At 49.1% G+C, this 23,229-nt stretch carries 21 protein-coding genes; 9 read left to right on the top strand and 12 right to left on the bottom strand.

Going from position 1 to position 23,229, the window contains the following annotated elements; genetic code table 11:
- Nucleotide 1: 1 nt before the first annotated feature.
- The 4 genes from gerPC to IEX98_RS03445 all read left to right on the top strand — a co-directional run bounded on the left by gerPC (nucleotide 2) and on the right by IEX98_RS03445 (nucleotide 1,603).
- The gene (gene gerPC / locus IEX98_RS03460) at nucleotides 2-679 is read left to right on the top strand and encodes a spore germination protein GerPC (RefSeq protein WP_188887521.1); all 678 of its coding nucleotides are present in this window, start codon (nucleotides 2-4) and stop codon (nucleotides 677-679) included.
- A 14-nt stretch (nucleotides 680-693) separates the two neighbouring features.
- Nucleotides 694-930: a hypothetical protein gene (locus IEX98_RS03455; RefSeq protein WP_308421734.1), complete on the top strand. Its 237-nt coding sequence runs from the start codon at nucleotides 694-696 to the stop codon at nucleotides 928-930.
- 35 nt (nucleotides 931-965) lie between these two features.
- A complete protein-coding gene (locus IEX98_RS03450; protein ID WP_188887520.1) occupies nucleotides 966-1,346 on the top strand; it encodes a spore germination protein GerPE in 381 nt (126 codons plus the stop codon).
- 167 nt (nucleotides 1,347-1,513) lie between these two features.
- Nucleotides 1,514-1,603: a YjcZ family sporulation protein gene (locus IEX98_RS03445; RefSeq protein ID WP_374705318.1), complete on the top strand. Its 90-nt coding sequence runs from the start codon at nucleotides 1,514-1,516 to the stop codon at nucleotides 1,601-1,603.
- A gap of 91 nt (nucleotides 1,604-1,694) precedes the next feature.
- On the opposite strand, the gene IEX98_RS03440 is transcribed toward IEX98_RS03445, so the two are convergent.
- From IEX98_RS03440 to glgB, 5 genes are read right to left on the bottom strand one after another with little or no spacing between them, the layout of a single operon-like run.
- Nucleotides 1,695-3,671, bottom strand: a complete 1,977-nt coding sequence (locus IEX98_RS03440; protein WP_188887518.1) for a glycoside hydrolase family 15 protein — start codon at nucleotides 3,669-3,671, stop codon at nucleotides 1,695-1,697.
- Nucleotides 3,653-5,116, bottom strand: a complete 1,464-nt coding sequence (glgA, locus tag IEX98_RS03435) for a glycogen synthase GlgA (RefSeq protein WP_188887517.1) — start codon at nucleotides 5,114-5,116, stop codon at nucleotides 3,653-3,655. Before glgA ends, IEX98_RS03440 begins: the two co-directional genes overlap by 19 nt.
- Before the next feature lie 57 nt (nucleotides 5,117-5,173).
- Nucleotides 5,174-6,286, bottom strand: a complete 1,113-nt coding sequence (gene glgD / locus IEX98_RS03430) for a glucose-1-phosphate adenylyltransferase subunit GlgD (protein WP_188887516.1) — start codon at nucleotides 6,284-6,286, stop codon at nucleotides 5,174-5,176.
- On the bottom strand, nucleotides 6,283-7,449 hold the full coding sequence (locus tag IEX98_RS03425; protein WP_188887515.1) for a glucose-1-phosphate adenylyltransferase: 1,167 nt from the start codon (nucleotides 7,447-7,449) through the stop codon (nucleotides 6,283-6,285). Before IEX98_RS03425 ends, glgD begins: the two co-directional genes overlap by 4 nt.
- Nucleotides 7,450-7,465: 16 nt before the next feature.
- Nucleotides 7,466-9,373 (bottom strand): 1,4-alpha-glucan branching protein GlgB, encoded by a 1,908-nt coding sequence (glgB, locus tag IEX98_RS03420; RefSeq protein ID WP_229691948.1) that lies wholly within the window; start codon nucleotides 9,371-9,373, stop codon nucleotides 7,466-7,468.
- Between the two features lie 666 nt (nucleotides 9,374-10,039).
- On the opposite strand from glgB, the gene IEX98_RS03415 reads away from it, so the two are divergent.
- Nucleotides 10,040-10,936, top strand: a complete 897-nt coding sequence (locus tag IEX98_RS03415; RefSeq protein WP_188887514.1) for a helix-turn-helix domain-containing protein — start codon at nucleotides 10,040-10,042, stop codon at nucleotides 10,934-10,936.
- Between the two features lie 37 nt (nucleotides 10,937-10,973).
- On the opposite strand, the gene helD is transcribed toward IEX98_RS03415, so the two are convergent.
- Entirely contained in the window at nucleotides 10,974-13,337 is a 2,364-nt protein-coding gene (gene helD, locus IEX98_RS03410; RefSeq protein ID WP_188887513.1) for an RNA polymerase recycling motor HelD, read from the bottom strand.
- Between the two features lie 206 nt (nucleotides 13,338-13,543).
- Between helD and IEX98_RS03405 the strand changes: the two genes are divergently transcribed.
- Nucleotides 13,544-14,239 carry a queuosine precursor transporter gene (locus IEX98_RS03405; protein WP_188887512.1) on the top strand — a complete coding sequence of 232 codons (696 nt, stop codon included), beginning with the start codon at nucleotides 13,544-13,546 and terminating at the stop codon, nucleotides 14,237-14,239.
- 60 nt (nucleotides 14,240-14,299) lie between these two features.
- On the opposite strand, the gene IEX98_RS03400 is transcribed toward IEX98_RS03405, so the two are convergent.
- Both IEX98_RS03400 and IEX98_RS03395 read right to left on the bottom strand, forming a co-directional pair.
- Nucleotides 14,300-16,615, bottom strand: coding sequence for a poly(ethylene terephthalate) hydrolase family protein (locus IEX98_RS03400; protein ID WP_188887511.1), 2,316 nt, complete (start codon nucleotides 16,613-16,615; stop codon nucleotides 14,300-14,302).
- Nucleotides 16,600-17,400: an ABC transporter ATP-binding protein gene (locus IEX98_RS03395; protein ID WP_188887510.1), complete on the bottom strand. Its 801-nt coding sequence runs from the start codon at nucleotides 17,398-17,400 to the stop codon at nucleotides 16,600-16,602. Before IEX98_RS03395 ends, IEX98_RS03400 begins: the two co-directional genes overlap by 16 nt.
- Before the next feature lie 174 nt (nucleotides 17,401-17,574).
- Here IEX98_RS03395 and IEX98_RS03390 point away from each other — a divergent pair, with 174 nt between their 5' ends.
- Both IEX98_RS03390 and IEX98_RS03385 read left to right on the top strand, forming a co-directional pair.
- Complete coding sequence (locus IEX98_RS03390; protein WP_188887509.1) at nucleotides 17,575-18,204, top strand: GTP pyrophosphokinase; 630 nt, start codon at nucleotides 17,575-17,577, stop codon at nucleotides 18,202-18,204.
- A gap of 297 nt (nucleotides 18,205-18,501) precedes the next feature.
- On the top strand, nucleotides 18,502-18,873 hold the full coding sequence (locus IEX98_RS03385) for a hypothetical protein (protein ID WP_188887508.1): 372 nt from the start codon (nucleotides 18,502-18,504) through the stop codon (nucleotides 18,871-18,873).
- 7 nt (nucleotides 18,874-18,880) lie between these two features.
- Here the strand turns inward: IEX98_RS03385 and IEX98_RS03380 are convergent, their stop codons facing one another.
- From IEX98_RS03380 to IEX98_RS03370, 3 genes are read right to left on the bottom strand one after another with little or no spacing between them, the layout of a single operon-like run.
- Nucleotides 18,881-19,324: a hypothetical protein gene (locus IEX98_RS03380; RefSeq protein ID WP_188887507.1), complete on the bottom strand. Its 444-nt coding sequence runs from the start codon at nucleotides 19,322-19,324 to the stop codon at nucleotides 18,881-18,883.
- A gap of 6 nt (nucleotides 19,325-19,330) precedes the next feature.
- Nucleotides 19,331-19,537: a DUF1540 domain-containing protein gene (locus IEX98_RS03375; RefSeq protein WP_188887506.1), complete on the bottom strand. Its 207-nt coding sequence runs from the start codon at nucleotides 19,535-19,537 to the stop codon at nucleotides 19,331-19,333.
- A 55-nt stretch (nucleotides 19,538-19,592) separates the two neighbouring features.
- Nucleotides 19,593-20,093 carry a YpuI family protein gene (locus IEX98_RS03370; protein WP_188887505.1) on the bottom strand — a complete coding sequence of 167 codons (501 nt, stop codon included), beginning with the start codon at nucleotides 20,091-20,093 and terminating at the stop codon, nucleotides 19,593-19,595.
- A 184-nt stretch (nucleotides 20,094-20,277) separates the two neighbouring features.
- Between IEX98_RS03370 and IEX98_RS03365 the strand changes: the two genes are divergently transcribed.
- Entirely contained in the window at nucleotides 20,278-22,107 is a 1,830-nt protein-coding gene (locus IEX98_RS03365; RefSeq protein WP_188887504.1) for a S8 family peptidase, read from the top strand.
- A 537-nt stretch (nucleotides 22,108-22,644) separates the two neighbouring features.
- On the opposite strand, the gene IEX98_RS03360 is transcribed toward IEX98_RS03365, so the two are convergent.
- Nucleotides 22,645-23,199, bottom strand: a complete 555-nt coding sequence (locus tag IEX98_RS03360; RefSeq protein ID WP_188887503.1) for a hypothetical protein — start codon at nucleotides 23,197-23,199, stop codon at nucleotides 22,645-22,647.
- Nucleotides 23,200-23,229 lie beyond the last annotated feature (30 nt).

Below are 23,229 nucleotides of genomic sequence, written 5' to 3'. Positions count from 1 at the left end.
CATGCAGCAGCAACCGAACGGCTACTCCCCTTGGCATGCTTGGCTGCATGAGGTTCAAGCCAGACTTAGCCGGCAAGAGGAGCAAATCCGTTCCCTCGAAATGAAGCTGTCCGCCGTATGCGACCAGTTGCAGCAACTGGAGACTAAACCAACCTACAATATCGAAAACCTGCAGTACCATTTCGATCAGTTAAAGGTAGAGAAGCTGGAAGGCACGCTCAATATCGGCATGACGCCGCCGGGCTCGGAGTCGCCCCCAGGAGATATAGAGCAGCTTTCTGCAAAGAAACAGAATGTATTTCCTTCAGCCGCGGCCGGCATATCGCCGCCTTCTGCGGGAGGCCCGTATAGCGATGTGCAAGCGCAAATGAATCAATATTTAGACACGATGGCTCCACAAAAGCTAATGCAGATGGAATCCGACATCGGACTGACTCTCGATCCTTACCACCGCCGTTTAATTATTAACGATATCCGCAAGCAGCTTCCTACCCGGATTCATTACTATATGCAGACTGCGGCGAAAGATCAAGCAGGGACTCCGCTTGATGCCGACGGCGAGGCCGCATTCAAAGCAGACATTTTTGCAAAAACGTCCCGTGACGCCGACGCAGCCCTGCAGCAATATTTATGCCAGCTGCAAGGCTCTGACAACAGCAATTTGATGAATAATTCATAAGGAGGCCGTTAACTATGATTCAGTTCAATGTATACAACCATGCATTGGTCGTTGGCTCCATCGAAGTACTTGGTATTTCCAGCTCCTCCTCCCTGCAAGTTGGGGATACCGATTACACGACGCTATATTCCATGTTCGACACGCCGCCGGAATCGGTAATCATCGGACCGCTCGCTCCGTTCCCAAGTCCGGAGGGTGCCTCGCAGGCCATTGGTGAAACGGCGGAGCCGGAAACGGAAAGCGAAGCCTAATGCGGTCCGGCAGCCAACGGGAGGGCGACTATCCCGTGCGGACGGCAGAAATTTGCGGTCTTGCCATCATCGATGTCTCCTTATCCGCGATTATCCAGTTAGGTGATCGCGGATACTACACCCCCAAGCTTAGGGCGCTTGCTGTACAGCGGGAAGAAGGACATGAGACGGCGGGCTCGGTCTATTTCGAATCCTACGAAATATTCGAACGGCCGCTCCCGGTCTTGAACGATCCAGCATTCGAAGAAAACGAAGCTGTCGTCATCCATCGGACGAACTGCTCGCCGCGCATCAACGTAGGCTGCATTTTCATAACTGCGGTCGGCGCCTCATCCAGCGTGCAGGCTGGCAATGCGATGGAAACGGTAGCGGAATCCCGGATCAAGCACATCCGCCAATATCGGAGAAAACCGTAAATACTAGGCATTTGTCACAATTACGTTTGCACCGGTACAAACGTCCAATAATTACGGGCGCCGCCTTCATACATTAACCATGTGATGTATTCCATAACATCGCAAAACTCACATTCGGGAGGTTATGAACGGTGGGATACCCTGTAGCAGGTGCTAATGTTGGTTGCGTGCCGGTGGGCGGTCTCTGGACGAGTACAGGCATCATTCTCGTTCTTTTCATTTTGCTCGTCATCATATCGCGCTCTTGGCTGTTCTAATTCAATGATTATGCACGTATAGCAAAAAGCCGTCCCGGCGCATCTTGCCGGGACGGCTTTTTGACATATAACGCCGCAGAATGGGCGGCAGCTACTCCTGCTGCTGCTTTCCTTGCAGCTCCTTATACTTTTCCGCATATTTGCTTACGCTTTGCACGAACGTTGCATGCGACCATGTGAGCGGAGCAACCGATAACGGCGTTCCGTCATGCGGGTTCAACTGCTCCGGCAGCAAGCCGCTTTGCAGCGCATGATCAACGACCCATTGCAGCGTCCGCTTTGGCCCCTCAAGATCGGTCAGCGTCAATGCCGATTCAATCTCATAATTGGCTACCCATAACGTACAAATGATCCACGGGTTGCCCGGGACTTTGTCGATCTCACCTGACTGCTGGAAGTAATAGTCATTAGTGTAGCGGGCGATTCCGCCGATATGGGTCCGAATTTGCAGACCTTCCTTGATCGCGTTCATCGTCCTGGAGACTTTATCATCATGCACGGGCAATACTCCAAATTCCCAAATGCCGAACATGCTGCTCTCCAGCGTCATATCCTTCACCCATCGATTATCCTTCTGAATAAGTCCGCGGGCGAACCTGCCGGACTCTTCATCCCATAGATGAGTCAGAATGCCCTGTTTGATCGTACTTGCCGTATTCTTGTAATGGTCGCTCCGCTCGTAATCACCGAACAGTTCGGTGAAGAAGGCTGCCGCCATCAGCCCCGCATAGACAGAGGAGGCTGTATACGTCCATATCCCATAGCGCTCCTCCCATAAATCATAGCTTGGCTTAGGCAGCGAAAGCGAAGGGTCGATGTACTCGCTCAGAAAGGAAGCTGCCTTCCGTATGAGATTGCTGTACAAGGATTGCGGTAATTCAATGACCTGATTACGCGAGTAATCCTGCCAAAGCGCAAATAGGACAAGCGCCGTTTCATCCTCTTGAATGGGCAGTCTGCGGCTGCCTTGCACAATGTAGGGATGCCAGCTTGAGCCAACGGTTCCGTCCGGATTGTACTTGTGGTACAAATAGCCTTCCGGCGATAGTGCCTGCGCGCAAAAATGGAAAAATGGTGCGATAACACTTTGATAACCGGCGAGCGACATCGCCTCCGCAATTAGCGCCCCGTCACGCGGCCACATATAACTGTAATGATCCCGGTTGTATTGCAGAATGTCCGTATCATTAGCGGCAAGTATCGCTCCCCGTTCGTCCACCTGCGTCCTGACGAGCAGCAGACTTTGCTTGAAAGTGCGTACGACCGGCTTCGGCAAATCGCCCAGTTCCGTCTCTGCGCGGCGCAGCCAGTGCTTCCAATAGATGACCATCCGGCTGAGCAGCTTCTCGGGATTATTCTCTTGTACATATTGATTGAGAGCTTTGACTTCCTCCAGGTTTTTGCCGATCGACATCCAATAATAGATCGTCTTCTCACCGTTAGGAGGAACGATCGTACGGAAGCTGATCGTACTGTCGACAGATCCTTGAGCGATTGTATTGCCCATCAGCACGCCATCCTCTGCGTCCCTCCATGTCCCCTCAGCCGAGTGGAAACGTTTGATGCCGGTTGAATATTGCATCATTCCGCCTTCGTCGGTAGAGCCGCTGAACATGAAATAATTTGAACGTTTGTAATGGAATAACGTGTTATTCTCCGGATAATAGGCAGCTGTATCTCCTACCTCAGAGCCTTCGATCATTAGATCCTGATGGAAAAACAGCCGGGCTTCACGGGGCTCGCTTCTCCGGTTGCGGATGACGACACGTTTGATATAAATACATTCCCGTTGATGAATGCCATCGTTCATATGAAGCTCGACGTCCAATCCATCATGCCTGGCAATAATGTTGGTAACGAGCGAATCCTCAATGTAGTCGAGCTCAAACTTCCATTCCGGCTCGTCTAGCCAGGAGAACTGTCCCCCGATCCAAATGCCAAATCTGCAATAATGACCGCCCACATGATTCAACTGGCCGACATAGGGATAATAAATGTCCCGGATATAACAGTGTTGATCCAGATTTAGCAGCAGCTTGCCGTTGCCGATTACGAGATGACGGGCCATAGCTCTTTCCCCTTTCGATCCACAAGAAGTAGTTCATACAGCGCTATATAGGCTTTTGCAGAACGGTTCCAACTATAGTCCTCTTTTGCCGCATTGGCGACAATCTGCTTCCAAGCTTTTTCGTCCCTGTAGAACTGCAAAGCTCTCTTCACGGTATGCCAATAATCATCTGCATTGTAATACGTAAAGCTGAAACCGTTCCCCTCACCAGTATATTCATTGAAGGCGCGAACCGTATCCTTCAGCCCCCCGGTTTCACGAACGATAGGCACAGAGCGGTAGCGCAGCGCCAGAAGCTGGCTTAAACCGCAAGGCTCAAAGCGGGATGGCATCAGGTACAAGTCAGAGCCGGCATAAATTCTTCTCGCAAGCCGGTCGTTATAGCCGAGCCACACCGCCGCTTTATCGGGATAACGACGGACGATATCATTCATCAGCGCTTCATATTGCGGCTCTCCCGAACCAAGCACAACGAGCTGCACGTCTTCTTGCATAAGCAGCTCCAGCTTAGCTGCAATAAGATCGAAACCCTTTTGCTCAACTAAACGGGTTACGACGCCAATAAGCGGCACATCCTCCGACTGCGGCAAATTCATCTCCCGCTGCAAGTCCAGCTTATTTTTCCGTTTGCGGCTCAATGAATTACGGTACGGCGTATGCAGGGCAGGATCATTCATGGGATCGAACAGCTGCTCGTCAATACCGTTAAGGATGCCGCTCAGATCGGCAGCACGGTAGCGCAACAGTTCATCCAGCAGCTCGCCGTACTCCCAGCCCTGTATTTCCTTCGCATACGTCTCGCTAACCGTCGTCAGCTTGTCCGCATACACGAGCCCGCCTTTCATACAGCTGGCAGCTCCATGAAACTCAAGACCGTCCGGCCCAAACAATTCATCGCCGGCGCCGAGCAAATCCTTCAGCAAATCGATTCCGAACAAGCCCTGATACTTCAGGTTGTGAATCGTAAACACCGATTTCACCCCTGTCCATGCCGGATCATGCGCATATCTCGTCTGCAAGAGGAAAGGAATAAGACCTGTCTGCCAGTCATGACAATGGACGATATCCGGCCGGAAATCCAAATAGCGCGAAGCCTCCATCACTGCAAAGCAGAAAAATACGAACCGCTCCGCATCGTCGCCATAGCCGTACAAGCCTCTGCGTTTGAAATAGTGCTCATTATCGATTAAGTAATAGATAATGCCGTCAATCTCCGCCCTCAGCAGGCCACAATATTGGTTGCGCCAGCTAAACGATACGGTAAACTCCGCAATCCGCTCGAATTGATCCGTGTAGACAGCTGGAATTTCCTCGTATTTCGGCAAAATCACTCTCGTGTCCGCTCCGCCGTCCCGCAGCGCCTTCGGCAGCGCCCCGGCTACGTCAGCCAAGCCGCCCGTCTTGGCCAGCGGCACCGCCTCTGAAGCCGCAAATAATATATTCATTGCTTTCACCCCGTTATGTCCGCAATCGTTAGGCCGGTAGCCATTCCGAGCCTGAAATTATATAATTTTTCGCTTGGCTGCCAGAAACGGACTCGTCATCGTGCCGCGGATATCGCGGTCGCATTGCACGCGAACATCCTTATCCAGAATGCTGTATTGCACGATGCTGTTTTCGCCGATATCGCCGTTTTGCATAATGATGCTGTTGCGGACGACTGCCCCTTTTCGTATATGGACACCACGGAAAATGATGCTGTTCTCCACCGTTCCTTCAATCCGGCAGCCGTTGGCAATTAGGGAGTTGACCACCTTCGAGGTACCGAGATAACGGGCCGGCGGCTCATCCTTCCCTTTCGTGAATACAGTCCCCGGCTGGAAGAACAGCTCCCGCCATACATCCGGCCGAAGCAGGCTCATATTATGATCGTAATAGCTGGCCAGCGTATTGACGACACCCAAATAACCTTCGTACTTGTAGCCGTAAATACGGAGCTGGTCGATCCTGGAGAAAATCGCGTGCCGGACCAGATGGTCCTGCCCCTGCGCCAGCGACGTTTCCACAAGCTCCATGAGCAATTCCTTTTTCATAATGTACATTTCCATGGAGATTGTATCGCTCAGCATCCGGCCGTAATGATCCTGAATGGCTGTAATCCGGCCATCTTCGTCCATCTTCACTTTACGGGCTCTTCCCAGCAGCTGTTCAGCCTGTTCCTTGCAGACGATCGTGATATCAGCTTCCCGCTCCTGGTGATATTCGATGATCGGGCCAAAGTCGACGTTGCATACCATATGGCTGCGTGTAATGACGACGTACTCCAGCGTCGAGCGGTTAAAGTAATCGCGGTGCTGATAGAAATGATAGAGATCGCCGCGGCTGATCTCCTGGATATCGTCGGTCGCCGGCGGCAGCAGGAACAAGCCGCTTTGACGGTTGTTCAAGTCCCAATGGCTTCCCGAGCCCACATGATCCATCAGCGAGCGATACTTTTTATGTGCGAATATTGCGACTTTATGAATGCCGGAATTGACCATGCTCGACAGTGCAAAGTCAATCAGTCTGTATCTGGCGCCGAAGGGCACCGTTGCCAGGCAGCGGCTTTGCGTAAGCCGCTCCAGCTCATCCGTCTCATGAATCAAATTAATGACGCCCATCACCCGGTGCTTCATGACGGCTCCACCTCCAGCAGCATATGGTCATTCCCTACAAATTCGCCTACCGCCACAACCGTAATGGAATCGTCATCCGGGTTGCCAACTGTGACGCCGTCCTCGATAATGGCTCCTTCTCCGATTATGGCCCGATAGATTTTCGCACCCTCGCCAATCCGCACGTTCGGCATGACAACCGATTCGCTTACCTCGCTGCTTCTTCCCGCATGCACGCCGTAGAACAGTACCGAACGTTCGATGCTCCCTTCAATCATGCAGCCCTCTGTGACCATCGAAGCCGAAAGCTTCGCTTCAGGCGAGACAAACTGCGCCGGACGGTTAGGGCTGACGGAATAAATGCGCCATTCGGGATCGGCGAGGTCGAGCGACGGCTCATCCGCCAACAAATCCATGTTAGCTTCCCATAGGCTTTCAATCGTGCCGACATCCTTCCAATAGCCCTTGAAGGAATATGCGCTAAGATGCAAGCCGTCCTTAAGCATAGACGGAATGATATCTTTGCCGAAGTCATGGCTGGAGCTGCGGTTCGCTTCGTCGTACACCAAATATTTTTGCAGCAGCGCCCAGGAAAATATATAGACGCCCATTGAAGCGATATTGCTTTTTGGCGCTTTGGGCTTCTCTTCGAAAGCGGTAATCCGGTCCTCGTCGTCTACATGCATAACGCCAAAACGGCTCGCTTCCTTCCAATCCACTTCAATTCCCGCTATCGTTAAATCCGCGCCGCTGCGCTTATGGTGCTGCAGCATCAGATCATAGTCCATTTTATAAATGTGATCGCCCGAAATGACGAGCACATACCCCGGATTGTACCGCTCGATAAACGCCATATTTTGATAGATGGCATTCGCAGTTCCTGTATACCAAACACCGCCTTTCTGCTTGACATAGGGCGGCAGAATAGCCATCCCGCCATCCTTGCGGTCAAGTCCCCAAGGCGTGCCGATGCCCAAATAGCGGTTCAGCTCCAGCGGCTGGTATTGTGTCAGCACCCCTACCGTATCAATCCCGGAATGGGCACAATTGCTAAGCGTGAAATCTATGATTCGGTATTTCCCTCCGAAGTAGACGGCTGGCTTGGCCAGATCCTTGGTCAATACGCCAAGTCTTTTTCCCTCTCCTCCGGCCAACAGCATTGCAACCATTTCTTTACGGCCCATGGACACCAACTCCTTCTTAATGTGTGTCCCCCAGATCATAGCTGAGTAATTGGAAGGATAGAGGGGGGAGATGTAGTGAAATGCTTTGGTTGTAGCCGTGCCAAGCAACGTTCTCGCTGACGAATTTCAGCGAATGCTGGGTTTCATAGCCTCCGAAGCGTTCCTCATTGCTGTTCATGATAGTCCGGTATATACCTGTCTCCGGTACTCCGACCCGATAACTGGCGTAACCGGTGCGAGAGAAGTTCGCGACGACGATGGAAAAGCTTTTTTTGCCATAACGAATAAAGGATATGATAGATTGGCGGGCATTATGAACATCAATCCATTGAAAGGCTGTGGCGTCGCTGTCTCTTTCCCAGAGAGAAGGCTCTGAAACATAGAGGGTATTGAGCGTCTGGACGTAGGCCTTCATCTTTCCGTGCAGATCGTAATCAAGCAGCATCCAATCTAGTGATTCGGCATCTTTCCATTCATCGAATTGCCCCCACTCGCCGCCCATAAAGAGCAGTTTTTTGCCTGGATGCGTCATCCAATACCCGTAAAATAGCCGAAGCTGAGCGAATTTTTCCTCGTAGGTGCCGGGCATTTTGTTTAGAAGCGATCGTTTGCCGTGTACAACTTCATCATGTGAAAGCGGAAGTACGTAGTTTTCAGAGAATGCATAAAGCAGAGAGAAAGTTATCAGGTGGTGGTATTGCGGGCGGTCAGCCGGATCATGCGACATATAACGGAGAATGTCGTTCATCCAGCCCATATTCCATTTGAAATTGAATCCTAGCCCGCCTAGGTATGTAGGAGAGGTGACTGCGGGCCATGCGGAAGAATCTTCTGCAAGCATCAATGTGTCGGGGTAATAGTGAAATACGGTTTCATTCAATCGTTTCAAAAATCGCAGCGCGTCCAAATTGTCCGTGCCGCCTAGCTTGTTCCAGGTGTACTGCTCCCGCGGTTTGTCCATATGCAAATTAATCATGCTGGCGACCGCATCGACCCGAAGGCCGTCGATATGATACATCTCCATCCAATAAACCGCATTGGAAATTAGGAAGCTTACGACTTCGTTTTTGCTAAAATCAAAAGCCAGTGTTCCCCATAATGGCTTATCTGCCAGCTTTTCGTCAGGCCCCTCAAAAATCGGCATGCCGTCGAATAGACGCAAACCGTGATTGTCGCGGCAGAAATGACCGGGCACCCAATCCAGAATGACGCCAATACCGCGCTCATGGCAGCAGTCGACGAAATGCATAAGCTGCTTTGGCCTTCCAAAGCGGCTGGACGGAGCATAAAAGCCTGTTATTTGATAACCCCAGGACTGATCGAAAGGATGCTCAGCGAGCGGCATTAATTCGATATGCGTATATCCCATTTCGGCCGCATAAGGAACCAGCTCGGCTGCGAGTTCATCATAGGTTAGAAAAACCTCTTTGCCTTTCGTCTTCCAGGATCCCGCGTGCACTTCGTATACGAGCAGCGGATTCGTATAAGCCGAACGTCCTTCCTTGCTGTTGACCCATCCTTCGTCGCGCCAAGGAAAACCGTTCAAATCGGTAATGACGGAAGCGGTCAAAGGCCGCCGCTCCGCCAGAAAAGCATAGGGATCGGCTTTAAGCAGCCGCTCCCCGCTCCGGGTTGTAATCTCGTACTTATAAGTCTCGCCTTCGCCGATATCGGCAATGAAAGAAGCCCAAATGCCCGTGGTGCCAATCCGCTCCATGGCGTGAATGCCGCCGTTCCAATCGTTAAAGCTGCCCACGATATGAACTTCAGCTGCATTCGGCGCCCACACTGCAAATCTGACGCCATAAACGCCGTTCAGCTGGAGCCGGTGCGCGCCCATAAATCGATAGCTGTGATAGGCGCTTCCCTCGTTGAACAAATACAAATCGCTCATAGACAAGCCGTAAGGTGCCGTTTGGATCAAGTTGGACGTTCACCTCCGCAGTTTGATTTGTACTGCAGTATCAGGTTGAAATACCTATAAAACAAGACTGATTTAATACCATTATACATCTTCCCTTGAAAAATGACACCCCATTTTCAAAACGTGTCAGATTAACTCACATACATCTAACCTTTGTTGCTCGCCATTACTCTCTGTATGTAATAATGTTTGGCGCAGTAACCCTTTGTCGCTGCATCCTTCGTGCAGCTGACCCATTTGCAGGTCGCTTTGATTTTCTCCTTTCTTGGTCTTACGGTCATCGGATCACCATGTCTAAGCATTCTTTGGTGATGCATGGAACATAACTGTTTTGCTTTGATCGGTTTGTTGCAATTTTCCATGCTGCAAATATCCATGTTGTAAGACTACCCCTCCAATTATGTACAAAAACATCTCTGTCTCTAACAATAGTATAAGGATGTTACGAGGAAATAAAGTGTTCAAAAAGGTTAAAATCGCACTTATACCGCATATGCCGCTATTTTTCCGGCGGCAGCATGCCTCTGAGGCTCCTAAGTTTAATTAATTAAACAAGCGGTAATGAAATTCCTGTTAAACTAACTAATTAATTCAAATTACTTGTACAGGGGTATAACTTCTCTTATACTCGTTTAGTATTATGAAAGACTAGGAGGAAGGCTATCTTTGGATTTATATCATCATATTTTTCTTATTCTGGACCGGCCGATGGCCATCATCCGCAATCTGCAGGATAACGCAAGTCTAGTTGATGCTAACGATGCTTTCAGCAAGTTAATGGGTTGTTCGATAGAAGAGTTGAGCGGACGTTCCGCATCCAGCGTTGTTGAACATTATTCCGCAAAAGCAGCTGCGCGCTCTTATCAAAGGGAAACCTTTCTCTGCACGGACAGCCGCCGTATGCCGATTCGCGTGGATCATACGCCCTTGCCATACATTAGCGGAGAGACGGGAGCGCTCTCCTTGCTTCTAATCGAAGATCTAAGTGCACAAAGATGGATCGAAGAGCAATTTGAACACTATAAAGTGCTTATCAGCGGTATTGTCGATTCCACCAACCACATACGCATTTTGAGAGATTTCTATGCGCCGCTGCTGCTCAAGCCGGAACAAAGCTTGGAAGATGAAACCTATCTGCAATTTATTTCCGAGCAGGAATTTGAACGGATTCAGGAAGCGCTTGACTCCGCAGGGAAATTAAAAAAAGTAAATGACATTAAAGTCAGAACGAGCAAGCTAGGCGGGGTCGAGCTGGAGCTCTCGATCACATTCACCCCTATCTACGACGGCTTCGGCAGTGTCAGGGAATACGCATTCGTCATTTGGGATCTTAAGCCCGTTAGTGAAGGCGTAGATTCCTCTATGCGTCTTAAAATCTGGATGGCAAAACGTGATATGAGCGCGATTCAATTGTCAGCCGCCACCCATATCTCACTTCAGACGATATCCAAGCTGAGAAACGGAAAAATCGAAAAGCCCCAGCGGCTCACAGCTGAGCTGATCGCTTCGGAGCTAAAAGTCGACGTGTCGGAAATATGGCCGGAGGTGCGCCGCGGTCGTTAGTCCGCTTCGCACCTCCGGTCATGCCGCGAAACCTATACTACAGAGTTAAGCTAGGCAGTGCTCGGTCTAAAAACCGGGTAGGCTCGCCGGTACTAAAAATATGCAGATCATGCATTGCCCGGGTGCAAGCGGTATAGAACAGTCTCCTTTCGCTCTCTTGGCTGTAGACATCATTCGCAGCATCAAAGATAATAACGGCGTCAAACTCAACGCCTTTAGCCAAATATGAAGGAATCACAACCGTCCCTTGTTCAAAGGTGACGGTTTCTTTGGCAATAAGCCGGATTTCCGGGTTCGACGCCTTTAACGCCTCGTAAGCCTCCCCGCTTTCCTCCGCCGTCTTCGCTATAACTGCGATAGACTGCGCGCCGTCCTTCCGGAATGCGGAGATTTTCTCCCCAATCAAGCGGATATGCTCATTCTTGTCGCGCACAACGGTAATCGCCGGTTTTTCGCCATGCCGATTGAATGGGATAATCTGTTCTCCGTCCTCAATCATAAGGCTCGTAAAGTCGATGATTTCTCTCGTCGAACGATAGCTGCGTTTCAAGACGATCTTTTCCGTTTCTGCATCAGTGAACAGTTCGGAAAGCGGCTGAAAACCGTTGCCGCCCGTTGCATGGGCGAAGATGGATTGATTGACGTCGCCTAGAACCGTCATTTTTGCCCGAGGGAAGATGCGTTTCAAGTAATGGAATTGGAACGGTGAATAGTCTTGCGCCTCATCGATGAACAAATGGTGCACCGAAGTATTGGTCTGAAAACCTTCGATCAAATCTTTTAAATATAAATACGGCGTTGCGTCCTCGTAATGCAACACGCCTGCAGCGAGCTGTTCCAGCGTTAGCCCGCAAATTTGCTCCCAAGCCTCAGGAATCGAAGATTCTTCTCCGTCTAACAGGCTGCTCGCTTTGGTTTGATCTGCAAACAGTTCGCGATAACTTGAAGGCATGTCGATGAACTTCAGCTTCTTCACTCTGCTGCGCAGCCGCTTGAAGCGTTCCTGAACAATCGTTGCAGCCAGCAAATCCTTCTCCCGGTCCAGGTCGCCGAAGGAGTCGGACGTAAGCTGCTCCTTACGGCGCAGTTCGTCAAATGCATGCATATAAGCTTCGTTATCCAGAAGCTCCATCTCATCCTCGACCCATTGCTTCTTACGCTCTTTGCGGCTTAGATCCGTTAGTTCCTTGAGCAGCCATTCTGCAAGCATCCGAATCCGGTTCGGCAATGACAACGAACGGTTTAAGCTATAAAACCGCTCCTGCATGGCTTCTGCGGAGATCAGAATCCGGCCGCGAAATTTGATCGCTTTGAACCTCAGTCCAGACTCGCTTAACGCAGCAGCGTAGCGGGTGATCAGTGACATGAACGATACGCCGCTTTTGTAACGAATCGCCGCCAGCCGCGTCTCATATTGGGGCTGGCCAATTGCACCCAGCGTATATTCCATTTGAGCAAAAGGATCCTCCAGCGCAAAGGATTGGCCCAGCCGGTGTTCGAGATATTGCTGATACGTCGTCTGCTGCATGTTTTGCTCGCCGAGCTCCGGCAATACAGTCGATACGTAACTGTTGAACATCGGATTCGGCGAGAACAATACAACTTGGTCGGCCGTCAGTGTCTCGCGGTATCGATATAGCAAATAAGCGATCCGCTGCAGCGCAGCCGAAGTTTTGCCGCTGCCCGCCGCTCCTTGCACGACTAACAGCTTCGCCCGTTCATTGCGAATAATCAGGTTCTGCTCGTGCTGAATCGTAGCGACGATGCTTTTCATTTGCGCATCTGATTGCTTGCCCAGCACCTCCTGCAACAGCTCGTCGCCGATCGTGACACCGGTGTCGAACATGCCGGAAATGTGGCCCCGGCGAATGACATATTGCCGTTTCAGCGTCATCTCGCCTTCAATTTCCCCTGTAGGGGTATCATATTTCGCCGGTCCCGGCGAGTAATCGTAATAAAGGCTGGACACAGGGGCCCGCCAATCATAAATTAAGTAATTTGTACCGCTCTCATCTAGCAAGGATCCAACACCCAAATAAATCGACTCGGGCTCATCCTGACCCGCGCCTACGCCATTCGTCTCTTGAGTGAAGTCAACGCGGCCAAAGTAAGGCGATTGCTGCAGCTTCAACAGCAGCTTCAATTGGCGTTCTGCACGTCCATGTGCGTGCTCCCGCTCAATAAGCACCTCTGCCTGCTGCTTCAAGCTGGCCGCCGTCTCTGCTGCCTCTGCGGCATCCTCGAAGTTGACGGTTACATCATCCCAGAAATCACGTCTGATTCCGACAATATCCGTACGCACTTCACCAGTCTGCTCTCGCAGCGTATCGATTTGTTCGCTTATCCAGCCAACGACCCGGTCGACGCGCTTCTGCTCTGCCTTGATCTGTTCGTCCTCCATCGTTCCTAATCGCTCCTTTATAGCGTAAGTATTAAAATATTGTATCATTGCTGATTTGTCCTAAGGAAAGGATTTTGCTATTGCCCATAACCGAACGAGCGATTATAATGACTAGGGCAGAAAACCATCATACACGTTGCTCTGCGCCACAGCAACCCGCGGTTCGCAAACTCCCGCGTTATCAAAACTAGGAGGTTCGTTTCATTATGTTTAATTTGTCGTTAGGCGTCTTCTTTATGCTCGTCCATTTCTCCCTTTTCCTTCTTTCTTACCGGCTGTTCGGACGAATAGGGGTCTACGCATGGATCGGCATGGCCACCGTGCTTGCCAATATTCAGGTCGTTAAGACGATTGATATGCCTTTTGGCATCGTCATTACACTTGGCAACACGATGTACGGCACGATCTATTTGGCCTCCGACTTGCTCAACGAAAAGTATGGAGAGAAAGCGGCCAAGAAGGCGGTATGGTTTGGCTTCTTCACTTTGATTGCTTCAACGGCCATCATGCAGTTGGCTTTGCTGTTCGAGCCGTCCGGCAATGAAATGGCACAGCAGTCGCAGGATGCGATGAAGACGATCTTTGGCTTGCTGCCGCAAATCGCACTTGGCAGCTTATGCGCTTATTTTGTCAGCCAGTTTCTTGACGTTCGTATTTATTCCATGCTGAAGCGGGCCTTTCCCGCACCTAACCAGCTTTGGATTCGAAATAACGGAAGCACCGTTGTCAGCCAGCTTGTCGATACGCTTATTTTCTGCACGATTGCATTCGCTGGCATGTATGAGATGAAAGTGTGGCTATCCGTATTTTTATCCACCTATATCATTAAATTTCTCGTCTCGGTGTGTTCTACTCCATTCCTCTATGCAGCAAGGAGTTTCAAATTTAAAGAGGAACAGTAGGAGCAAAGAGTGCATCCAAAAAAAGGCAACCGTCTCATCGACGAATTGCCTTTTTGCTGTTTATTGCGAGAAACCGATATCGTCCAAAATTACTTTACCCGGGCCTTCACCTACGCGGAAAGAAATTTCTGAAACCTGCAAATCGGATAATGAAAGTCCCGCTTCCTCCGCAAAATGAGCAAGCGGCAGCCGGTAGGTTTGAAATACAGGTTCTGCAGAATCTTTGTACTTGCCGTCTTTTATGCGCTTCTCCAGCCAAGGAATTGTCAGATAGGTGGAGTCGAACGGACTTGGCACTTCCATAAACTGTTCAAGCGGCAGCTCCACGCTGCTTCCATCCGTTGTTACGATTTCGATAGCAATGTTGGGCTGCGACGGTAAAATCGTATCTGCTGTACTACCGCCAGACGCGTCTCCCGCATGCTCCGGCTCCAGTTCCATTGCTAGATTAGCGATCGAGAACGTAAGAACATGCTGTTCATCCTCCGCTACGGCTGTGCTGTACGATTCGGGAAGATTTAATGTTAAAGATCCGCTGTCTTCCCATTCGATGACGACGCCTTTTGTTCCCGTACTGTTGTCATCCGCGGAGCTGGAGTTCGACATTTGAAGCATACCGTCCGTCTCCAGCTTTCCGCCAGCGGGAAGTGTAGGTTCGTTTGAATGTTCCTCGAATGTTGCAGCCGCAGCAAAGCTGGAATCCTCGTAACGGCTCACATAGCCGGTTGATGCAGGCAGCCAATCCATCCCTGAGCGATAATCTTGAAATAGCGGCTCATAGCCCTCCTTACCGTTCAACGTCGTTTCGAGAAAAGCTGACACATACACTTTAGCAATGCGCCTCTGCTCCTCGGCCTTCAGCATCCCCTTCTGATTCAGCAGCAAACCTCCTGGCAAGCTTTCATCCATCGTTCCCCAATCGGAATTGAATCGGCTGTGATTGGCTTCTGCGATGTATAACGAGGCTTTGAAATGATTCTGCACCCCCGTATTCTGTGAAAAACTGGTCCGGCTATACTGCCGGTCGCCGTAAAAGCTGTTCACATCTGCATCGCGTGCACCTTGCAGCGTCAAATAGTTGACATCCTGAAGCATGGCTAACTTATCGTCAATTTCCTTGTCGGTCGGCGCCATCGCAACAATCGATTTGATCTGAATCGAATCCAAGCTTTGCAGGGATTTGTCCTCCGCGAACCATTGATCCTTAGCTGCAGCCATCGCGACCGCTTGGCCTCCTCTGGAATGACCAACAAGCGCTACCTGCTCCAAATCGACTTTCCCGTAAAAAGCGTTGCCCGCCTGTTCATTGAACGATTGGATTTGCTGCAAATGCTTAAGCAGCATCCACGCCCGAACTTTGAAATCTTGATCTGGAATACCCGACCAAGCAGAATAATTCAAGAAGTTTTCATCCACCGAGACAGCAATCATTCCCCGGCTTGCCAGAAGCTCGCCCAGATAGCGATAGCCGCCGTCTGAGAAATCCTCCATTAGATGATTGCCATGGACGATCAGAACGAGCGGGAACTGTCCTTCACCTTCTGGCATCCAGACCGTTCCGTTTACAGGCAGCTTTTCCTCATCAAATCCCCAAAACAGCTGTTTCAGCCATGGCCAATTCGAGATATAGCCAGAAGCATCAACAGAGTCCGTAATAAGCTCAGCACCGCTACGGAATAACTTGCGCTGGCGATCGTCACCGCTGCCGTAAGTAAATTCCCGATACTGAAAGCTCCCTGGCTCTGAAGGATTCGCTAATTGAAGTTGGTCAGGTCCAATAACGGGAGCAGCAGTTACGTCTGCAGCGTCCGTATCGGCATCAAACAATGTGGAAGGCTCCGCTCCGCCTTCCCCCAGCGGATATAAAATAGCAGCAGCCGTAATAGCTGATATCACAGTTGCGGCCGCCACCCATTTGACACCTCTGAGCTTATAGCGCCAAATCCAGCCCGCGGCGATGCCGATAAACGCACCTGCTATCGCATAAGCTCCGGCCATCCATACTGAAGGCCATAAGCCAAATGATAAGTGAAAGAAGACGAAATAAGCCAAAGTCGCCGTATAACCTAAAAATCCGATAAATAAACGCGGCACCGGCAAAAGCATCAACGATAACAAAATGGCAATAACTTGAGATACAAAAATAAGTGCCGTGCCGCTGGCCAATACAAATGCACCGATGTCTGCTAGCGCGCCAAAACCGGTTGGCATGCCAAGCGCTGCGAGACCTGATAGAAAAGAGCTAAAAATGAGCAGTGCTGCCGAGCTGCATCGCCAAATATAGCTGTCATGCTCCAGACGGTTGGCGATTCGTATGCTCAGCCAAGACGCAAATCTCTTTCTTCTAGATGGAATTGGATTTAGCTGGAGGTCCATAATGGCTCCGTTTGCTTGACAAACAGCCAATTGCGCCCGTCCCTGCGCTCAACTTCAACTGGTACATCAAAAAACCGGCTCATAACATCTGAAGTCAAAACCTGCTCCGTGGCACCGGAATCAAATACCTCTCCTTGCTTCAACAGCAAGGTCTTATTGAAACAAGGCAATATTTCCTCGATATGATGGGTAACGTAAATGACAGTTGGCGCATCGTCACGAGCAACGACTTTATTAATCATGCCAAGCAGCTGCTCTCTTGCAAACACATCCAAGCCTGTACAAGGCTCATCCAGAATGAGCAATTTAGGCTTCGCCATCAACGCTCTGGCAATAAGAACCCGCTGCCGCTGTCCTTGGGACAGCGTATCGTATGTGCGGCTGACGAGCGATGCGCAGCCAAGGCTTGTCATTAATGAGAGCGCCTGCTCCTTGTCTTCATCATCCGTCTGGTCGTAGAGGCCTATCGTTGCAAACTTTCCGCTAAGCACGATATGAAGCGCTGTTTCACTGCCATACAGTTTTTGCTGAAGCGATGTACTGACCCATCCAATGCTCTTACGAAGCTCGCGCAAATCATATTCTCCAAATTTCTTGCCTAGTACCGTAATTTCTCCGTTGCTTGGCCAGATGTATCCATTTATCATATTGAGCAGCGTTGTTTTGCCTGAGCCGTTTAGGCCAAGCAGACACCAATGCTCGCCTTCCTTAACCTGCCAATTGACATCCTTCAATATCAATTCGTCATTGCGTTCCCAACGTGCCTTATTAATATCAATAATCATAGTCCGTTCCCTCCCATATAAAGAATTATAGGTAAAATTCGCCGCCCGTTCAATCCAAATTTAATGACAATGCGGGGATGCCTTTCCGGTAGAAAGGAAATCTGTCAGAGAACATGGTACAATAGGACATGCAGAATAGATTCGAAGTAAATTATTTAGGAGTGAACCTTTACGATGAAACAAAATCAGTTAAAGCAATGGGCGCACTTTTTTCTTACGTATAAATTTGCACTTGATGAAGTGGAGACGAAACTCAACATATTGAATGAAGAATTTCAATTTATTCATGACTACAACCCCATCGAGCATGTTAAGACGCGTATCAAGACACCGGAAAGTGTAATGGAAAAGCTTAGACGCAAAAATCTCGAAATTTCGCTGGAAAATGCCAAATCCCACATCCGGGACATTGCCGGTGTACGGGTTATTTGCTCTTTTTCAAACGATATTTATCAAATTCTCGATATGATTTGCAAGCAATCCGACGTCAAAGTCATTGAAGTGAAGGACTATGTTAAAGATCCAAAGCCCAATGGTTATAAAAGCGTTCATCTGATCGTCGAGATTCCTGTTTTTCTTACGAATCGTATGGAGAACGTATTAGTCGAGATTCAAATCCGGACAAGTGCTATGGATTTCTGGGCCAGTCTGGAGCATAAAATTTATTATAAATTCCATGAGGGCATCCCTCCGGAAATTAGACAACAGTTGAAGGAATCGGCGGATATGATTAGTACGCTCGACCAGCGAATGCTGGCATTGAATGAAAAAGTGATTAAGCATTTCGCGCTCACTATTGAATGAGTTGCTGCGCGCTTGTTCGAGCAAACCTAGGGATCACTGCGCGCTCGTTCGAGCAAACCCAGGGATCGCTGCGCGCTTTGGTTCATGCTGCCATTCTTGATTCCATCTTCTATCGCTTACACGATGAATGATGAATAGAATCGGCAAAAAGTCATCCTGAACTCAAATCGCTCCGCTTTCCCTTAAGTAGCACACCTCCGAACAGTTTTTGTAGGGTTCGAAGTATAATTTATGTTTACTTGTCCTCATCGTTCGGCTCATAATCCCCATACTGGAGCTGTTAAGAGCAAAGTTTGGGTGAAATGGCACAATCAAAATGTAAAACTACAGTTTGTTCGTCTAATATTCGACGGTTTGCCGCTTCAAAATGTAAATGTGCAGGTTGATCAGCCTAAAGGACATCGAAACCGCATAATGGAGCGATTTCAAATGTACTTTTGCATTTTGATCAGTATTTTAAAGCACATTGGAGTTCATCAACATGCACTTTTGCATTTTGATCGTTATATGAGCCTTTGGTGGCTCAATAAAAGTTTATATTTGCACTACAGGCTGCCGAGAAATTGTCGGCAGCTTTCTTTACCTTTCAGTGTTGTTCCGGTCATCGAGCAAAAAGAAACCCTGCGTTTAGAAAAACGCAGGGTTTCTACAATTCTAAAACCGCTATAGCCTTCGCTTAGATTATCGCGTAGTAAAGCGGGACGATGACCGCAGAAAGCAGTACAGCAATCAGACCGATTGCTATTGCCCAGCCGCCAAGCGCACGCGCCCCTTGACGATAAGCCATATAGCCAAGCGCAACTGATGATAAGCCCATCAGAATCGGCCATAAGAACCAGGAAGCTACCGCGAACACCAGCGCTACCCATCCCAGAGCGGCACCGCCGCTCTCTTCTCTTTCGACGACCGTTTCTTCTTTTTCTTTCCTTGGTACATAGGAGACGGTACTGCCAACTGCGAAGTCGGAAGCCATCTCCTCATTGAGATCATTATAATAATTATTGCTAATTCCCGGCAGCCCGTTTGGAGCTGCTACGTTATAAGTCGGAAAATCTGTTTTTTCGGGCCGGTCGTCATCAATCAAGTCCTTCTCGCGTTCATCCCTTCGGTCCGTAGCCATCCCCGGTCACCCCTTCGGTTTGAATGTGTCGCAGCAAGTCGCGGACGATTGAGCCGCTTGATCCTGATGAAACAGCCCCAGATCGTCAGAAGCAAACTCTTCCCCAAATCCAGCATGCTGATCAATATCAATGGAAATGGATTCAGCGTTGCAATTATTTCCTTCCTTCCAGAACGAGCAATTCGATACGCTGCAGCTTACGCCTTTTGGCATAATCAAAATCACCTCCGGTATCAAGTTTCCCTGATCGGAGGTGATTCATTCTGCCTTATTTTTGCCCTTGCATACGGCGCTGCGTCATGTAGTCATTCTCGTAGTAAGCCAAATCATCGCGCAGCTCTTCGTATATTTTGGACATGCTCAGCACGATATTGCGCGCTTCGCGTACCGGTTTGAAGCGGAAGCGAATCGCATCTTGACCTGTGTACGCATAGCGGCCGTCTTCGGAGTAGCATTCGTTTTTCGGGTAGAAAAACGCATTGACGCATTGATGGTACACTTCGTACAACGCGCGCTCTGCAAATTCATTATCGAAATTGGGTCTTCTGAGCAATACGCCAAGTTTCTCAACCGAAACTTCAGAAAACACCAGCAAATGTCTCAGATCGGACAGCAATCCTTTGTAAAAGGTTTGCGCTTCGTCGCCGTTGTCATCACCGGCCAGTTGATTGAGCGCGTATTGGTTTAGAAACGGTTCCAGCCCATTGATTGCATCCTTCAGCTTGCTTCTTGTCGCTTCACTAAGCGCTTTAGTATTTGTCGATGGCATCGTAAGTAGTTCCCCTTTCTTCATCCAAAACAAAAAAAACTCAGGCATCAACATAGTACCACAAATTGCATCCAGATGGTACTGGCGTTTCAGACATTATGGCCGCATATTTTGCGCCGTGCAATCGGACTCTATAAGAAGAGCGATCATCAATCGTTATCTGCACTGGAGGTGCCGTACAAACATGCAAAAAAAGTGGATCGGCGTATTCTCGGTATTGGCAGCAGCTACTTTGCTTATACCTGCAGCCCCCCTATTCATTCCTGATCGAACGCCCACAGCTCCTAAGTCGTCAACTTTATCGGTTAAGCATGAACATGCGCAAAAGCTTAAAACGTTAAACAACGATATGGAAGCTACATCTTTGCTTTGTACAAGCGAATGTTCCAAAGAATTTTATAAGCTGATGTCTGCAAGCGACGGCAAAGGAAAGACGGGAAAAATTGATCAGTTGATGGATACACACAAGCATATGTCCTACATCAGCTGGCTTTCCGGCGATCGCAGTGTCGATCGGGGCACATTGCCGAAAACCTCCGATAAATTAGCGGAGCGCTATGTGAGTGAAGCCAAAACTCATGTCAAACAAGGACATAAATATGTGTCTAAAGCTTTTGTCGGGGAGAATGGCAGCCGTTTTATCGTGCTTGGCGTACCGGATTCGAAACATCAAGGCATTGCAGTGATCGGTGTCATCAAGCAGGATATCGTCACTCAGGTGGAAAGGCATCAGAAACGTAATTTACGGCTTGTTCCTTATCCGGCGGAAGGCAACTATCGGATCGAGTCGGTCAAGCCGAATTCAACGACCGATACTACGGTAAGAACTGGCGAAGACAACGGCAATGCGAGCCACTACCATGTACGCGATGTTGTTGTTCATTTTGTCGATAAACCGTCAGACAAACAATTAAATCAAATTAAATCCAAAATTAATGCCCACGCGGTTCAGCAAATTGGTGATACGTATGTGTTCCGTTCAAAAAGCATGGATGCGGAGAAGATGATGAAATACTTCCGCAAATCCTGGAAAACGGAATATGTTGAGCCGCATTATTTGTATATGACGAATGAGGCCGCACCAAATGATGCGCTTTATTCCGAATATCAATGGAACTTGCCCTCCATCAAAACGGAGCTCGGCTGGGACATATCAAAGGGTAATGACCATGTACTCGTTGCTGTGCTGGATACGGGCGTTCAGGCTGATCACCCCGATCTGAAAGGCAAGCTGAGCAACGGAACGAACATCGTAGACAGCTCAGCTGCTCCTAATGACGACGTCGGACATGGCACTCACGTATCTGGCATTATCGGCGCCACCGTCAACAACGGTGAAGGCGTGGCGGGACTTTCCTGGTACAACAAAGTCATGCCGGTTAAAGTGCTGGACAGCAGCGGTGCCGGCTCAGCTTATTCTGTTGCTCAAGGCATTATATGGGCAACCGATCATGGCGCCAAGGTTATCAATATGAGTCTAGGCAACTATGCCCAAGCTGATTTCCTTCATGATGCGGTCAAATACGCTTACGATCATGATGTCGTCCTTGTTGCTGCCAGCGGCAACGACAATACGGAGCGTCCAGGCTACCCTGCCGCCTATCCGGAAGTATTCGCAGTAGCGGCCACCGATGCGAAGAAGCAAAGAGCTTCCTTCTCAAACTACGGTGACTATATAGACGTTGCCGCACCTGGAGACAGCATTGCCAGCACCTATCCTGGCAGTCAATATGCCGCATTATCCGGCACATCGATGGCCACTCCCCATGTTGCCGCGCTAGCTGGTCTGATTCGGTCGGTAAATCCCGATTTGACCAATGTGGAGGTTATGGACATTATGCGCAAATCGGCTGAAGATTTGGGCGATGCCGGCAAGGATAATTACTTTGGCTATGGGCTTATCGATATTGATACAGCGCTGAAGTCCGCTTCCCAATATGGGACGGCGCTGCAAACTTATCCGCTGCAGGTGAAGAAACGGCTTAACGCGATTACGCAAAAATACAGCAAGTAAATCTTGAACGGACTGTCTTGAACGTATTCGCACGTCAGCTGAATATTACTGTATAAAATGAGAGGACCTCAATTCCGCTGAAAAGCGGAGTTTGAGGTCCTTTTCGACTTATTAGAGCGGGCTTGCGTACGTTTAAATTCCTCTCCACTCCTACGCCTGATAAACAAAATGTAAAAGTACATTTTGATGAGTCCCAAATCGGCCAAAACAGCGCTCAAAATGCAAAAGTGCATTTGAAATCACTCAAATTCACTCTTTAGAGGTATTTTAGGCCAATCAAACTGCACTTTTGCATTTTGATGCGATAAATCGTCAATTATACGGCTCACAACCTGCACTTTTACATTTTGTCGCTCCATGAATTGGTTCCTGCTATTTTACTGACATGCGTAAGAGGTCCCGTCGCTGCGCGAATCGGTTCATGCTGCCGTTCTTGATTCCTTGTCCCTTCCGCTCCCGCTTCGTGACATTAAACGAATCATCGAAATGCCAGCCTGAACTCGTTTCGCTCCGCTGGGGTTTATGTATTGAGTTTGTTCATCGCACTACTTTGATGTATTGACGTTCCTTCCACTCAAATTCACTTCCCAACTGGAAGGTTGAAAGCTCAAGAACGAGATCCGGCTCTTTCTTAGCTGAGTCCTTGAATCGGTCCAGCCCATCTGTCCAGCAAGAAAACAGTTCTACATATTCTCCACTTCTCACATTCGCACGCAAATAATCGAACAATTCAGTTAAGCACTTTTTGCTTGTTTGATAGTAAAGAGAGTGGGTTTGCTTCATTTCATCATTTATCTTAAAGTCACCCATCTCAGCGTTTACTTGGTAAACATAAGGATGCTGGAACAGATGTGAATAGTTTTGTCCGGTCATTGGCCCTGTTATGTATAAACCGGCAGCATCCTCCTCCGTCTCATAAACCTCCATATGTTTATGAGGGTTTCTTTCCAGCATCAATTTTGTAAAATGTTCTTCCTTCGCCGCAGGATTCACATGGGTTACATAATCCATAAGCGTCATCACAGTTTTGTTCTGCCCGAATGAGCCCGTCGGCAGCTCATATGCCGAAGCTATATAATAGAACAAGGTCATAAATGATGTCATCTCCTATTTCAATATATC

Source organism: Paenibacillus radicis (ex Gao et al. 2016) (assembly GCF_014641555.1).
Classification (GTDB): domain Bacteria; phylum Bacillota; class Bacilli; order Paenibacillales; family Paenibacillaceae; genus Pristimantibacillus; species Pristimantibacillus radicis.
Note: the sequence above shows the minus strand (reverse complement) of the source record. Positions and strands in the feature narration are given on the sequence as shown.